Origin of the sequence: Providencia sp. PROV003, from assembly GCF_045040775.1 — a bacterium.
Taxonomy (GTDB): Bacteria; Pseudomonadota; Gammaproteobacteria; order Enterobacterales; family Enterobacteriaceae; genus Providencia; species Providencia huashanensis.
Window position 1 is genome coordinate 137,577 of the sequence record NZ_CP096369.1, and the last position, 16,113, is coordinate 153,689.

General features: G+C 40.9%; 12 protein-coding genes. 5 read left to right on the plus strand and 7 right to left on the minus strand.

Annotated elements, in window-relative coordinates; all coding sequences use genetic code 11:
• Positions 1-2: 2 nt before the first annotated feature.
• The 3 genes from M1F14_RS00625 to M1F14_RS00635 all read right to left on the minus strand — a co-directional run bounded on the left by M1F14_RS00625 (position 3) and on the right by M1F14_RS00635 (position 4,488).
• The gene (locus M1F14_RS00625) at positions 3-938 is read right to left on the minus strand and encodes a nucleoside hydrolase (RefSeq protein ID WP_131680246.1); all 936 of its coding nucleotides are present in this window, start codon (positions 936-938) and stop codon (positions 3-5) included.
• Between the two features lie 104 nt (positions 939-1,042).
• A complete protein-coding gene (locus M1F14_RS00630; RefSeq protein ID WP_181469062.1) occupies positions 1,043-3,202 on the minus strand; it encodes an ornithine decarboxylase in 2,160 nt (719 codons plus the stop codon).
• A gap of 272 nt (positions 3,203-3,474) precedes the next feature.
• Positions 3,475-4,488, minus strand: a complete 1,014-nt coding sequence (locus M1F14_RS00635; protein ID WP_042848870.1) for a mechanosensitive ion channel family protein — start codon at positions 4,486-4,488, stop codon at positions 3,475-3,477.
• Between the two features lie 153 nt (positions 4,489-4,641).
• Here M1F14_RS00635 and M1F14_RS00640 point away from each other — a divergent pair, with 153 nt between their 5' ends.
• Positions 4,642-5,049 carry a DUF2750 domain-containing protein gene (locus M1F14_RS00640; RefSeq protein WP_048608818.1) on the plus strand — a complete coding sequence of 136 codons (408 nt, stop codon included), beginning with the start codon at positions 4,642-4,644 and terminating at the stop codon, positions 5,047-5,049.
• A gap of 51 nt (positions 5,050-5,100) precedes the next feature.
• Here M1F14_RS00640 and M1F14_RS00645 read toward each other — a convergent pair whose 3' ends face one another.
• From M1F14_RS00645 to rbsK, 3 genes are all read right to left on the minus strand, one after another.
• Positions 5,101-6,117 carry an aldose 1-epimerase family protein gene (locus M1F14_RS00645; protein ID WP_071548814.1) on the minus strand — a complete coding sequence of 339 codons (1,017 nt, stop codon included), beginning with the start codon at positions 6,115-6,117 and terminating at the stop codon, positions 5,101-5,103.
• A 69-nt stretch (positions 6,118-6,186) separates the two neighbouring features.
• Positions 6,187-7,494: an L-fucose:H+ symporter permease gene (fucP, locus tag M1F14_RS00650; RefSeq protein ID WP_042848871.1), complete on the minus strand. Its 1,308-nt coding sequence runs from the start codon at positions 7,492-7,494 to the stop codon at positions 6,187-6,189.
• 107 nt (positions 7,495-7,601) lie between these two features.
• Positions 7,602-8,531, minus strand: coding sequence for a ribokinase (gene rbsK / locus M1F14_RS00655; RefSeq protein ID WP_042848872.1), 930 nt, complete (start codon positions 8,529-8,531; stop codon positions 7,602-7,604).
• Positions 8,532-8,699: 168 nt separating this feature from the next.
• Here rbsK and deoC point away from each other — a divergent pair, with 168 nt between their 5' ends.
• Together deoC and deoR are read left to right on the plus strand one after the other, a co-directional pair.
• Entirely contained in the window at positions 8,700-9,368 is a 669-nt protein-coding gene (deoC, locus tag M1F14_RS00660; RefSeq protein WP_042848873.1) for a deoxyribose-phosphate aldolase, read from the plus strand.
• A gap of 55 nt (positions 9,369-9,423) precedes the next feature.
• On the plus strand, positions 9,424-10,203 hold the full coding sequence (gene deoR / locus M1F14_RS00665; RefSeq protein ID WP_042848874.1) for a DNA-binding transcriptional repressor DeoR: 780 nt from the start codon (positions 9,424-9,426) through the stop codon (positions 10,201-10,203).
• Between the two features lie 40 nt (positions 10,204-10,243).
• On the opposite strand, the gene rnz is transcribed toward deoR, so the two are convergent.
• The gene (rnz, locus tag M1F14_RS00670; protein WP_042848875.1) at positions 10,244-11,158 is read right to left on the minus strand and encodes a ribonuclease Z; all 915 of its coding nucleotides are present in this window, start codon (positions 11,156-11,158) and stop codon (positions 10,244-10,246) included.
• A 235-nt stretch (positions 11,159-11,393) separates the two neighbouring features.
• Here rnz and M1F14_RS00675 point away from each other — a divergent pair, with 235 nt between their 5' ends.
• Entirely contained in the window at positions 11,394-13,682 is a 2,289-nt protein-coding gene (locus M1F14_RS00675) for an inverse autotransporter beta domain-containing protein (protein ID WP_181469061.1), read from the plus strand.
• Positions 13,683-13,868: 186 nt separating this feature from the next.
• Positions 13,869-16,043, plus strand: a complete 2,175-nt coding sequence (locus tag M1F14_RS00680) for an inverse autotransporter beta domain-containing protein (protein ID WP_181469059.1) — start codon at positions 13,869-13,871, stop codon at positions 16,041-16,043.
• Positions 16,044-16,113 lie beyond the last annotated feature (70 nt).

The following is a 16,113-nucleotide window of genomic DNA, read 5'->3' on the forward strand; positions in this document are numbered from 1 at the left end:
AGTTACCTAATATTTTTTAACGCATTGATGACCAACTGCCAAAATTTATGGTGGTCTAACTTAACTGCGACCTGTGTATGGCAGTCAGCTGGTGCTGGGTGACGGAAATCAGCTACCGTCATACCTAATGTCAATGACCCTGTTAATTCGATATCAATAGGAACTTTTTGTGTAGTAATAACTGAAGGATCAATCACATAAGCTACAGCGCAAGGGTCATGAACCGGAGGAGCATCAAAGCCTTGAGCTTGTTTGTACATTTTCCCGAAAAAATCCAGAAGTTCCACAACAAATTGCGAACAATCACTACCTATCGCTGCAATTTCATTTACAACATCCGGGGTCGCGAGGGCTTGGTGCGTCAAATCTAACCCCACCATGGTCAGTGGCCATTTTTCATTAAAAACAATATGGGCAGCCTCTGGGTCAATTTTGATATTAAATTCCGCGACTGCGCTCCAATTCCCCACATGGTAGCCACCGCCCATCAGCACCACTTCCTTCACCCGCTCCACAATGCGGGGCTCTAGACGAGCAGCAAGCGCAATATTGGTTAATGCCCCTGTTGGTACTAACGTTACCGTTTTAGGGGGGTGTGACATAATGGTATCAATAATCAATGAAACAGCATGTCTTTCATCTAATTTAAGGGTGGGCGTTGGTAAAATAGGGCCGTCTAACCCTGATTCCCCATGTATGTCTGGTGCAACTTCGCTATTACGCACTAATGGGCGAACAGAGCCCGCGGCAAAAGGAACCCCCGTGATCTTAGCCATTTCAGCAATCGCTAGAGCATTATAAGTGACTTTTTCGAGGGTTTGGTTACCTGCAACGGTTGTTACAGCCAATAAATCAATGTCTGGGTTGCCGTAAGCCAGTAATAATGCAATTGCATCATCATGACCAGGGTCGCAATCAAGAATTATTTTTTTGCTCATACCTTACCTTATCAATAAATGAGGAGTCAGCTATGACTAGTCTGACCCCAATGTAACGAGCTAATAAGGTAAAATCTATGCTTACTATCTGAATAACTACAAAATTACTTTAAAACATGTGCATAGACACGTTTTTTCTCACCTTCATTCTTGGAAATATAAACGCCTTGTAATTCAGGAGCAAAACCCGGTAGAGCGTTGATCCCAGCTTCAAGAGCTTTGAAGTAACGCAATACAGGGCCTGACCAAACTTCCCCTGGCACAACACACAATACCCCAGGAGGGTAAGGCAAGGCTCCTTCAACGGCAATACGCCCTTCTAATTCATCCAAGGGTAGTAACTCACAGTTACCCCGAATAAATTCAATATGGGCTTGCTGAGGGTTCATTTTTACCTTAGGGAAATGTTGCTTACGGAACATTTCTTTTTGCAATTGCTTAATATTATCGTCAACGCTGAGTTGGTGCATTTCTTGGCACAGACGGCGTAACGTATAACCATGGTAATGGCTTTCATAACGCTGATAAACCGACGGTAATACGTCAACTAATAATGCATCTTCATCGAGTAATTGCTCAAAGCGAACTAAATGAGACACCAGCAATTCCAGCTTTTCGCACGTTTCCGCTGGTGTTAATAGAAATAGAATGGAGTTTAAGTCGCATTTTTCAGGGATCACACCATGTTCACGTAAAAAATGCGCCAAAATAGTCGCAGGTACACCGAAAGCCTCATATTCACCACTTTCGACGTCGATACCCGGTGTCGTTAACATTAATTTGCATGGGTCAACGAAGTATTGATCCTGTGCATAACCATCAAATGCATGCCAACGTTGCTTAGGGATAAAATTAAAAAAGCGCTGCTCACTCGCAATTTGCTCAGTAGGATAATCCTGCCATAACTTGCCATCAACCATTTCAGGAATAAAGGGCTTAAAGTAACGGCAGTGCTGAATTATGGATTTTCTGACTTCAATGCCCACTTTTACGCAATCCATCCACATCATATTGCCGGCAGCGCCTTGATGTATACGTGCATTGACATCCAGAGAAGCAAATAGTGGATAAAATGGGCTCGTAGAGGCATGCATCATAAAGGCATTATTGAGTTTTTTATGAGAAACAAAACGCTCTTGACCTTTGATGTGATTATCTTTTTTATGGATCTGTGAGGCTTGAGAAAACCCGGCTAACTGCTTATGGACGGACTGAGTGACCATAATACCAGGGTCATTTTCAGTTAATTCGAGCAGTAATGGCGAGCACTGACGCATCATTGGTATAAATTGCTCATAACCAACCCATGCAGAATCGAATAAAATATAATCACATAAATGCCCAATTTTATCGACCACTTGTCGTGCGTTATACACTGTTCCGTCATAGGTGCCTAATTGGATCACCGCCAATCGAAACGGCCGTACAGCTTGCGACCGTTCTGGCATAACATCTGTAATTAATTCACGTAAATAAGTTTCTTCAAAGCAATGTGCATCAATACCACCGATAAAGCCAAATGGGTTACGCGCCGTTTCAAGATAAACCGGTGTCGCCCCCGCTTGGATCAATGCGCCATGATGATTTGATTTGTGGTTATTACGGTCAAATAATACGAGGTCGCCCGGTGTTAATAAGGCATTTAATACCACTTTATTCGACGATGAAGTGCCATTTAGGACAAAATAGGTTTTATCTGCATTGAACACTTTAGCCGCAAATTTTTGGGCTTCTTTCGCAGCACCTTCGTGGATCAGCAAATCCCCCATCGCAACATCTGCATTGCAGAGGTCGGTACGAAAAAGGTTTTCACCATAAAATTGGTAAAACTGCTCCCCCGTAGGGTGACGACGGAAAAATTGCCCCCCTTGGTGCCCAGGGCACGCAAAAGTCACATTATGACCCGCAGCATAATCCATCATTCGAGCAAAAAATGGGGGTAATAATTGCTCAAGATACTGATTAGCAGCATCAAGTAATTGGCGGCTATTTTCTTCACGCTCAGCAGGTGCTGGCGGCAAAATGGCCGTTAAATAAGGAGGTAATTTTTCATCCGTTGGTAGCTGTTTATCACTAATGATAAACAGCGGAATACTGAGCTGACTCTCAGCAACCCTTTTCCACAGCCCTTGGTTGGCATCTTGTTCAGATAGCACAACAGCAGCAATATTGTTTAACTGTGCATCGCGAATATCTACCCACTGAAATTCACCAGTAAAATAGATAGCGACCCCCTGGCTACATGCCACATTGATTTTATTCATAACAGTCTGGCTCTTAGTTAGCTGAGGAAAAGAGGCGGTCAATATACTTGATAGGTAGGGGAATTGGAATGACCTGCGCCTTGGCAAAAAAATCAGCAAAACAAAAAGTCGATTATTTTTTATAAGCCTCTGGTTAATAGCATAAAAATGCTAACAGCTAGCAGCTCAATTACCGAAATTTTATTTTTACATTTCAAGGATATAAAGATAAACCGACTAATTAATTAATAATTAACAATCAATTAGTCGGCTAATTTATCATGTGCGGAACGTTAGTTGTTTTTTTCCACATACAATGTTTGAGATGGGAATGCGAAGTCAGCATTATGACGTTTTACGATATCGATTATCTTTAAATATACCGCTTGCTGCGCAGCTAACCACTCTGCCCATACGGTTGTTTTCGTAAAACAATACACCATAATATTTAACGAAGAATCGGCAAAGGCATCAAAATATACTAATAATGTTTGCCCTGTATCGATATTTTCATCTTGTTTTAGCATCGTGCGTATCTCATCAACAATCGCACCAATTTTGTCAGCGTCTTCATAACGCAAACCAATTTCTGTTTTAATACGTCGATTAGTCATACGCCCAGGGTTTTCCACACTAATTGAAGAAAAAACTGAGTTCGGTATGTAGAGAGGTCGATGGTCAAAAGTAATAATTTTTGTGATCCGCCAACCAATTTCGACCACGGTACCTTCAATATTTCTATCTGGTGAACTGACCCAATCACCAATATTAAAAGGACGATCAAAGTAAAGCATTAACCCCGAGAAAAAGTTACTGAGAATGTCTTTACCTGCCATACCAATGGCGATACCACCAATACCACCAAATGCCATCAGCCCTGATAAGCTCATGCCAAAATGTTCACCAAAAAGCAGTACAATGATAACAAAAACTGTCGTTTTAAATACCCTAGCCACAATACGTGCTGATGTAGGGTCACTCCCTTTTTGAATTTGTTTCTTTTCTAATCGATTCGCTAATTGAAACAATTTTCGCATTAAAATTAAGGCGATAGCTGAAATTGTTAAAAAATTAACTAAAGACGTTGAAATAAAACTTAAATCAAAGTCTGTTGCTGCCATATCCACATACTGGGCCAATACAATCACAATGCCACAGAGTACAACTGTTTGAATAATATGGATAAGAATGCTTTTATTTTTGTGCTTATGCCTTTTATGGAGCACTTCAAAAACGACATACAGTGCAAGGCATGCTGCAATCAATGTCATTCCAATCGCATATTTTTCAAGTAACGCTTCTATCATCTCTAACCGCCCTAAAATTTAACCGACAGGTATTATTATTGTGAGTTAGTTCATTTTTGCTGCATGTTGTTATCAATTCATTTTGTTATTAAGATAACAATAATAAATATAATTTTCCCAATAATTATCAATTACTTTTTCGATAATCCAATAATGAATAACACACTATTTTCCCCTAACGAAAAAGAAATCTGCAACGTCCAGAAGCTGCGACCACAACAAAAATACACGTATTTTGTAGGCAAAATAGCCGATTGGGAGCAAGTTTGGGCAATCAGTGATGGAAATAGCCTTATTACAGTAAGAAACGGTATGCATGACCTTTCCCTCCCTTTATGGCCAGCTAAAGCATACGTAGAGCAGTGCTTAACCGGCGAATGGGCTCATTTTTCACCCATATTATTTTCCCTTGAGCATTTGATGACGGAAGTATTACCAGATATGCATGAAGCAAATATTAAAGTTGCAATAATGATGCAACCTGAAAGAAAAAACATACTACTTTATGATGCAGCGAGGCTACTTTCTGATTTACAAGAAGAATGTCAACAATATGAATAAGGCAGCGAATCGCTGCCTTTCATCAAAGATCCCCTGAAAAATCGTCAATGACTATTTTTCAACCCCCGTTGTTACGGTAAATTGACGTGTTTCACCCGCTTGTAACCAAATTAATGTTTGGTTATTTTTTGCCGCCATAAAGCCTTCTGGCCGGCAAGTTGCAGGGAGTACAAACGCGCCAACCTTTTGGTCTCCATTATATAAAATCCAGCGGGTGGCATAATTAAGTTCATTCGAGTTAAAACGTGTGATGAACGTATTCCCATCTGGCGATGTCATCCTGAACTCTGGCTCGGTAGTATATTGGCTCAAGTTATCCATAAAGAAAACAATTTCAGGGTCACACATATCTGGTTGGTCAAGTTGATTTAACGTCACTTTGCCTGATTTTAAGGACTCATTAAACTCAAGCCACTGCTCGGTTGGATGTACATGACCCGGTATTGATTCACGCAGCTTAATCGCATGTTCTGGGATATTTTGCGTCAATGTTGCCTTATCTACATAAGCATAATTCATATGGCACATATACTGGAGTGGCATAGGAACAGACGCCAAGTTTGTCACTGACATTTGTATATCAAATAACGTACTGTTTTCCTTTAATAAAACTGATGGGGTAGCGCGATAATGATGACCAAAACCCATCACATACTCATATTCACCGACAATTTTTAAGCTATCTTCTGTCAGCTCAAGCCAACTGCTATCCATTGATGCACAAGGCATTTCTCCATGCAATGGGTGAGTATCCTCTGGTGAAGGGCAGCCATTACTGATTAAACCTGAGTGAAAAGCAAAGCAACCATACGTTTCTACGACTGTTGGGACACGTTTCGGGGCTGAAAACATATTTTCCATTTTCAGATTTTGGCCACAAAATTCAGCATCCCAAATCATTTGCCCTAAAAAAGGTAAAATAGTTAAATAACCTTGCTGATTTTCAATACGTAAACCTTCTACGCCCGTTTGATAACGGAAAGCTGTCGCAGCAAATTGGTCATTTTGTAAAATAAGGGTCGGTTTTTCCGTAAATAAGCTTCTGTGAAGTGGTATTAGTGTATTCATTTTCATACTCACGGTTTGATTAAATGGATGGAATTGGGTAGCTCACACTACCCAAATTGATTCGCTGAATTATTTTGCTTCTTGTTTTGCTTTAAAACGGCGTTCACCAACAAAGTAAATACCAACATAAACAAAGCACAACATAGAAACCAAGAATGAAAGCTGTAAAGAGTGCAACATATCAGCGACATAACCTTGTACCGCAGGGACAACTGCAGCCCCAACAATCGCCATCACAATGACCGCACCCGCCATTTCAGTATGTTCATTATCGACTGTATCCAAAGTGCCCGCATAAATAGTCGCCCAGCAAGGTCCAAATAAAATGCTCACCATTACAGCGGCGTACACCGCGGTAAAACTTGGAATAAATGCAACATAAATAAGGAACAGAGCACCAATCACAGAATAGATAATTAATACTTTTTCTGCGTTAAAACGAGTCATTAAGATATTGGCGATAAATTTACCAATAAAGAAACACGCAAAGCTATATACCATGAAGTTCGATGCATCACGTTCGTTAATATCGCCCATTTCTAACGCTAAACGAATAGTGAATGACCAAACAGCAACTTGCATCCCAACATATAAGAACTGAGCAATAATCCCTTTTCTAAAACGGCTATTTTTGGCTAAATACTTTAACGTATCGATCGCAGAGGGGCGTTTGTGATCCTGAGTTTCTGCAACTTTACATTTAGGAAACTTAGTAATAAGGAATAAGATCATCACCACGACCAATACCATGATCATATAACGATAGGGTTCGAGTGTATTTTCTAACATCGCTAGGCGGAATTCATGAATTTGTTCCGCATTCATTCCCGCCATTTGGCTTTGCAGGCTATCTCCTTCGGAGAAAACGAGATATTTACCCAGTAAAATCCCCCCAGCCGCACCGATAGGGTAAAAGGTCTGGCTAATATTCAAACGAAGTGTAGCGTACTGTTTTGGACCAATCATCGAACTATAGGTATTTGCTGCGGTTTCAAGGAAACTTAAACCAATAGCAATCGCGAAAATTGCCGCCAAAAACATCGTATAGGTTGCCATATGTGAAGCTGGGAAGAACAAACTACACCCTGCGATGTAGAGGATTAGCCCCACCATAATAGTGTATTTATAGCTGGTTTTTTTGATCACCAAAGATGCAGGGATCGCAATCAAAAAGTACCCACCATAAAACGCACTTTGCACCAAAGCTGATGCAAAGTTACTAAGTTCAAAAACACTTTTAAACTGTGTGATCAAAATGTCATTTAATGCCGCTGCACAACCCCAAAGAGGAAAAAGGCAGGACAGTAGGATAAATTGAAATAGAGGAGTCTTACTCAGGTAGCCATCCGGTAACTGAGTGATGTTCTTAATGTTCATAGTAACCCTTATAATTTTATAATTTATACCCGATGACTTGCTATTCAGTTCTAGTGACTGATTAATACATCAAAGGGTATACAGCTACGTTGACTATTATTATTTAGCTATTTGTTAACTGTGTTGATTTGCACAAATTCCGTAAATTGCTCAACACTTGGATAAGAAGATTGAGTCCCTTTCCCTGTCACACTAAATGCAGAAAACATCACTGCTTTTTTCAGTGCTTCTTCAATATTCCCGGTGTGTACATAATAATGAGAAAAACAGCCAATAAAGGCATCTCCAGCGCCACTGGTATCAATGGCATTTACTTTGATAGCAGGTATATACAACTCACTATCGCGCGTCATCCACAAAGCCCCTTTATCACCAAGTGTGACAATCAGGTTTTTTAGGCCTTTATCCAATAGTGATTGTGAAGCTCGGCGGATGTTGTCCATCGTGTCGACTGGCATATTGGTTAGAATTTCTAATTCCGTTTCATTGGGTACAAAGAAATCACAACGGCAGGCAAAATCTAGATCGAGCGTTCGTTGAGCGGGGGCCGGGTTAAGTAATACGGGTATCCCATGCTTGTTACCAAAAGCGATCGCGTGATACACCGTTTCGAGTTGGACTTCTAATTGTAGGACGATCAGTTTGCATTTTTTTAGATCTTCAGCAGCCCGATCGATATCCTCTGGTGATAAAAACTTATTCGCTCCTTTAACGATCAAAATACTATTAGACGAATTTTGATTAACAAAAATTGGCGCGACACCACTTGAAGTACACGGAACTTTTTCCACATAGCGCGTGTTAATCCCGTAAGATTCAAGATTACGGATGGTGTTATCTGCAAAGATATCATCGCCGACTTTAGTTAACATAATCACTTTAGAATTCAATTTAGCCGCAGCAACAGCTTGGTTCGCACCTTTACCGCCGCAACCAATTTTGAAAGCTGGCGCTTCTAGCGTTTCGCCTTCTTTTGGCATTTGATCGATATAAGTGATCAAATCAACCATGTTTGAACCAATAACTGCTATATCCATAATGTCCCTCGTGTTAAATAAATCACATAATGATATGATACTAACATTATCATGTTGCAAAAATATCATTTGTGATTAGGATCTCGAATAACGAATGATCAAGTGTTACATCTACCACATTTCCTCATTCTTTGTTGTCTTATCCACATTTATATAGGAAAGTTGAAAATGCAAGACTTAGCAAAATATATTGATCACACTTTACTCGCTGCTAATGCAACTGTTAGTGATATCACAAAATTATGTGCAGAAGCGGCAGAGCACCATTTTGCCTCAGTATGTGTCAATACAGGATATGTGCCTTTAGCCAGTGAGCTGTTAAAAAACAGCGACGTTAAGGTTTGCTGTGTGGTAGGCTTCCCTTTAGGTGCATGTTTAACTGAAGCTAAAGCTTTTGAAGCGGCTGAAGCCGTGCGCCGTGGAGCTGATGAAGTTGATATGGTCATCAACGTCGGGATGCTAAAAAGTGGTGATTTAGACTTTGTTCGTCAAGATATTGAAGCTGTTTTTGCCGCTTGCGGTAACGCAACACTCAAGGTTATCTTAGAAAACTGCCTACTAACAGATGAAGAAATTACACAAGTTTGTGAAATTTGCCGCACAATTAAAGTTGGTTTTGTGAAAACTTCAACAGGTTTCAGTACAATGGGGGCGACTGAACACCATGTTGCTCTAATGCGTAAAGTAGTCGGCAACGAAGTTGGTGTAAAAGCGTCTGGCGGCGTTCGCGATCGTGAAACTGCCATTAAAATGATTGAAGCTGGTGCTAACCGTGTTGGCGCTAGTGCAAGTGTTGCAATAGTCACGGGGAATAATGACCAGCCAAGTGACTACTAAATGCTGGGGCGCGGTCTAACCGCGCCAATTTTATGTATTACAAAAGGACTGTAGGGTGATAGAAACTAAACAAAAAGAACGCCTTCGCCGCTTAAGTGAATGTTTAAAACGTTCAGGACGCATTCATTTAAAAGAAGCCGCTAGAATACTCGAAGTATCAGAAATGACCATTCGACGAGACCTTAGCGCAGATACCGAAGGCCCTATCCCAATGTCACTACTCGGTGGCTATATTGTTTCTGTTACCCAACCCGCCAATTTAATCGCTCAAGAACAACAAGCGGATATTTTTACCCCAGACCAAACCGAAGCACTGTATATTCCAAACCTTGCCGCGAGTATGGTTACTGAAGATGATGTGATTTTCTTTGATAATGGTATTGAAATGGCAACATTGATTTCTCTTATCCCAGAGGAGATCAGTTTCACTGGAATTTGTTACTCACATAACGTTTTTTTAGCGTTAAGCCAGAAGAAAAATGCCACCGCCTTGTTATGTGGTGGTGAATATCGGCCAAAAAGCGATTCCTTTTACAACCCTTCATTACCTTCACTACTCGATTCAATTAACCCCAAAAAAGCCTTTATCTCTGCGGCTGGCGTACACGGGAACTATGGTGTGACTTGCTATAACTTGGATGATTTACCCATGAAGAAAAAAGCCATGGAAAAGTCCATTCGTAAGATTTTATTAGCGCCCTATAACCTATTTGATGAAGTTGCTACCGCCAATATGGGGGAATTGTCACAATTCGATGTGATAGTCACCAATCGCCAACTTTCCGATGAATACGAAACTTACTGCCGCAATGGTTTTGTGAAAGTGATTTTTTAAAAAAATTATCATTAAGCGGGCCGTTTATTACCCGCTTAAATTAAATTTTCACGGTTAAATAATCCTCTGCCATTATTGTGGCTGGGAATATTGCTTGGCACTCAGCAAGTAACCTTGGGATATCATGAGTCATATAACGCCCACTCAAATGGGTTGCAATAAAGCGTTTTACCCCAGCAGCACGAGCTAATCGAGCCGCTTGTTCCGTAGTTGAGTGCCCGCGTTCATTGGCTTTTTCCGCAAATGCTGCTTCTAAAGTGGTTTCATGCACCATAACATCTGCATTTTTAGCGAGTGCTAGCCCCTGGTCGGTTGGCTGAGTGTCACCAAAAATTGCAATCACTTTACCAGAGATAGGTTCGCCTAAATACTCCGCGCCATTCACAGTTCGACCATCTTCCAAAGTGATTGTTTTACCCGCTTTTAGGTCTTGCATCCACGGCCCCCGAGGGATGTTATCTTGCGCGAGTCGCTCTGCATCTAAAGCCCCGCTCTTTGCATGCTCTTCAATACGGTAGCCGTAGCATTCCACTCGGTGGTCAAGGGGGTAAGCCGTCACAATCAATTCGCCATCATCAAATAACTGCCCAGCTTGAATTTCAATGATGTTGAGTGGATAAGTCATATAAGACTCACTCACACTCAAAACGGTTTCAACATATTGTTTCAACCCTTTCGGACCATATAGCGTCAAAGGTTCTGTTGCGCCCCCCATTGAGCGGCTGCATAACAAACCCGGTAGCCCAAAAATATGATCGCCATGTAAATGTGTAATAAAGATCTTGTCAATTTTTGGCGTTTTAAATGGGCTATTTAAAATACGGTGTTGTGTGCCTTCCCCGCAATCAAATAACCAATAGCTTTTTCGAATACCGACCAAATTTAATATCATACTGGTGACATTACGCTCTTTCGTTGGCACACCAGCACTGGTTCCTAAAAATGTAAGCTCCATACTACCCTCATCTAATCCATTGTTTTTATTATAGTAAGATTTTTTCCAATGACAATTTTATTGATTTTACCCAGTCACTTATTCGATATTTTTCAATTATCAATAAACGCGGTCATTCCAAATAATTCCAATATAAAAACCGCTTTTCCATATTATTCCAAGTAATTCCCAAGCGTTTTTCTCAATACTTGTTCCAAAATAACGGAAATGAATATCCAATCTAGGAATGTATTTAATGAATTGCCCTAAAGACAAACGCTCTCATCCTTTAGCCTTATTTATGGCAGCTTGGTCATTGACCATTATGCCAATGTTGCCTAGCTATGCAAAAATGCTCGAACCGAAAGAATTACCGCTTTTAGGCAGCACGGTAGAAAACCCTGAAAATAGCACCATGGAACGTGACTTAGCACAATACAGTAAAACAACTGCAACACTGCTATCTCAACAAAAAAATAGCAATGATATCGCTGAGATGGCACAAAGTTACGCGTTTAACCAAGCCGCTAATGTTGCAATAGACGAAATTACCCGTTGGTTATCAAAAGCCGGTAATGTCAAATTAAGCCTAAATGTTGATAAAAAATTATCCCTTAAAAGTAGCCAATTTGACTGGCTGATCCCTTGGTATGAACAGGCTGATATGCTGTTATTTACCCAACATAGCATTCATAATACCGATGGAAGGTTACAAAGCAATAATGGTATTGGGTTACGCCAGTTCAACGACCACAACACAGTTGGTATCAATGCTTTCTTTGACCATGACCTTTCCCATTATCATTCCCGTTTAGGCATCGGTGCCGAATATTGGCAAGATTATTTAAAACTCACGGCGAATAGCTATTTACCTGTTTCTGGATGGCGTAGTACATCGGCATTATCTCAAGCCTATAATGCACGCCCTGCCCGCGGTTGGGATGTACAAGCAGAGGGGTGGTTACCTGCTTACCCTCACCTCGGCGGTCATCTTAAATTTGAACAATATTTCGGTCAGGATGTTGCTCTTATGGGGAAAAATAAACGCCAAAAAGACCCAACAGCAGCCTCAGTTGGTGTCAATTGGACCCCAATTCCCCTAGTCACCTTGAGTACTCAGCATAAAGTCAGTAGTGGATTACATGATACCAGTGCCAAAATGCAGTTTACTTGGGCATTTGATAAAGCATTCGCTGAGCAAATGGCCCCATCGAAAGTAGGCGACTCCCGTCGAGTGTCTAGTAACCGCCATGATTTCGTTAATCGAAATAACAATATTGTTCTAGATTACCAAAAGAAAACCGTTATTCAGTTAAAGCTCCCAGAAAAAATACAAGGTGAAGCAGGCCAAGAATTACAACTTGTACAATCAGTTACAACTCAATACCCCCTTAAAAAAATTGTCTGGAACTCCCCTGAATTATTCGCTGCTGGGGGTGTTATTAGTTCATCAGGTCAAAATGCTAGGTTAAAATTGCCAGCATATAAAATGGCCTCAACCCCTTCAGAAAGTAAAAAATTGAACCGTTATCATTTAAGTGCCGTTGCTTATGATATTAATGGGAATACATCATCAACAAGTGAAACACTGATTGAAGTCACGGATACCATCGCCACAGCAACCAGCCCAGCACAAATACAGGGTATTAATATCAGTAAAACAGCATCATTGGCGGATGGCAAAGAAGCAAATATAGTTTCCGTTTATATTACCGATGCTAAAGGTAAGCCTATCGCAGGGAAAACCGTCAATTTTAGCGCCACGCTAGGTAAAATTGACGCTCATGGTGTGACAAACCAACAGGGAATGATTGACATGCCCCTGACCAGTATGATGAGTGGTATCAGCGAAGTTACCGCATCTGTCGATGGTCATACTGAAACCGTTGCCGTCTATTTTATTAACGGTCATTTAAACAAAATTAAAATTCTTAACACCAGTACAACCTATGCTGGCGCAGAGACGACCATTTCACTCAGACTCATTGATGAAAATGACAACCCTATTTCTGGTGCCGATGGGATCATTATGATCAATATGGGTAATAAACAAATCCCAGTAGAAATCGAAGAAAACTCCACCAACCTAGGTGAATATAGTGGAATACTTGCAGGGCAAATGGAAGGTGATTACACCATAACTGCTTCTTTACAGGGAAAAACGTCACCAGAGTACACTTTAACTGTAAGCTCACCACTCACCGTCGATGCGATCAACCCTGACGGCAGCGGCCCTCAAGGTCAGTTAGGTGTTGTTGCGCATGTAGAAATCACCACAAGAGCAACCAGTAATTTGAACGTCGGTGATGATTTACTACTTACCGTTACCCTCAGTGATGCATTTGGTAATACACTTGAAGGTATAGACCCTCGTAATATCGACCTTGGAAACCATAACGCTAATCTTGTCGGTTGGTATGAAGAGCGCGATGGGGATTATTCTACCGACTTAACATTAACAGCAGCCGGTAACCTTGATATTGCAGCCTCAATCAATGGCCACTCAACACAAACAACGGTCTCAGTGAGCCAAGTAACACCTTAAACACCCTATTTCCCCCCGTATATAGGGGGGAATGAAAAAACCTTACCAATCAATTGGTAACCATACCATTCCAAACTTTTCCACAACGCTAACTTAATTTCCGTTTAAGTCCAATAAATTCACAAGCATATACACCACTCCCCCCTGACAATAGCAACGTTAATATTGATATCAGGAATAAGTTCGATGGCTCCCCTTTCGTCAAAATTGAAACCAACGTTCTCGAATCGCTTGGCGCTCGCCGCTACCATTGGGTCTATCGCCATTATGCCGGCCATACCCAGTTACGCCCAAATACTCAGTACGGACAACTTACCTACATTGGGATTGGGTAGCGATGCCTTTCAATTTGACCCACTTCCCTCCTCTGATGGTACTGAACGCTTTCTGGCTAAATATGGGCAGAATGCGGCAAACTTGACCTCTGAGGAAAACAAGACAAAAAACCTCTCGGAAATGGCACAGGACTATGCTCGTCAAAAAGCAGCTGATGTTGCCACCGATGAAATATCTCACTGGCTGTCAAAAGCTGGTAATGCTAGGCTCAATATTAACCTTGATAAACAACTGTCGATTAAAAATACCCAATTGGACTGGTTGATACCTTGGTATGACCAACCCGATTTGTTACTGTTTTCCCAACACAGCATTCACCGAACTGATGGCAGGCTGCAAACTAATCACGGTATAGGGTTACGCCACTTTAACCAAAACAGCATGATGGGTCTGAATACCTTTTTTGACCATGATTTATCCTATCATCATTCCCGCTTAGGATTTGGCCTAGAATACGCACAGGATTACGCCAAAATCAGCGCTAATAGCTACTTAAGGCTATCTTCTTGGCGCAGCACATCAGAATTAAAAGATGATTATGATGCGCGCCCTGCCAATGGGTGGGATATTCAAGTCGAAGGGTGGCTTCCTACTTATTCAAACTTAGGCGCTAACTTAAAACTAGAGCAATATTACGGTGATGACGTCGCTTTATTTGGTAAAAATAAACGTCAGAAAAACCCTATGGCCACCACTGTTGGTGTGCATTGGACCCCTTTCCCATTACTGGGTATTAATGCAGAGCATAAAATAGGAAATGGCAATACCAACGAAACTCGTGTAAACCTCGGTTTAACCTGGCTATTAGGCAAAAATCTAGCGCAGCACCTTGACGCTTCAGCAGTCGATGCAACTCACCGTATTTCCAGTAACCGTCATGATTTTGTTAATCGCAACAATAATATTATTTTGGAATATCAAAATAAAAACTTAATTTTGCTGTCATTACCTCAGGTTATTCAAGGCGTGACCGGCGAAGAAGTGTCTATTATTCGCAACTTAATCTCAGAGTATCCTCTCGAAAAAATTATTGTTGAAGCCCCTGAGTTGGTAGCGGCAGGTGGTAGCATTACGCTAAATGGTCTCAAGAGTTCAGTGAAGTTGCCCTCTTACAAAATAGCGGAAAATGACGTTAAAAACCAACAACTCAACCAATATCGCCTAACAGTAACCGCTTATGACATTAAGGGGAACATGTCACCACAAGCTGAAACCTTAGTTGAAGTGTCCAATACTGGCTTGCTCGCTATCATCCATAAAAATGGTACAAAAAAGAGTAATGTTATAGCAAATGGTCGAGACCCAAATGTATTCACTGTAGTTATTAAGGATTCGCTTGGACATACCGTCCCAAATGCAAAAGTGAATTTTACCCTACCCGCTGGGCTTACCTCGTTCAATCAAAAAAATACAAGTTATTATTCGTTATTTAACCATTTTATGTGGAAAGCACAGGTCGCAAAATCCGCTTCAGAACAAGAGTTCGCCATTATCGCTAATAGCAAAGGAGAAGCTTCTATTCAATTTACAGCTTCGGTATCAGGGAGCTACGCCTTAAAAGCCAGTACGCAATATGGTGCAGAAATTAACGAACAGTTTAACTTTAAACCCGATATTGATCAGTCGTTTATCGGCAGTATAGAGATTATGCAAAACAATGCGTTGGCAGATGGGAACAGTAAAAATAAAATTAAATTTCATATTGTGAATAATAGCCGACAAAGTATCGCAGGTGCACAAGTGCATTTTAGTGGTAAAAATGTCGCTATTTCACCGACGATACCTACCGATGAGCAGGGAAATACCGAATTAGAAATCAGTAGCTTAACTGCTGGAACAACAGAAATCATTGCCACTCTTAATGGTGATAGCAGGGTCATACCGGTTAATTTTATAGACAAAAATGCCACGTATCACAGTCAAGAAAACCGTATCGTTTATAAGGGGGCCTTATTTAGGCAGCCCACTCATAAACCTGCCCCCCAAACAGACTCATTGTGGCATTTATTCGGTCAATTATTTTAATTATATGGATACCCCTCACTTGAGACCACGCCATAAAATAAAAATAGTGGTTTAACTCTTAGCTCATTAT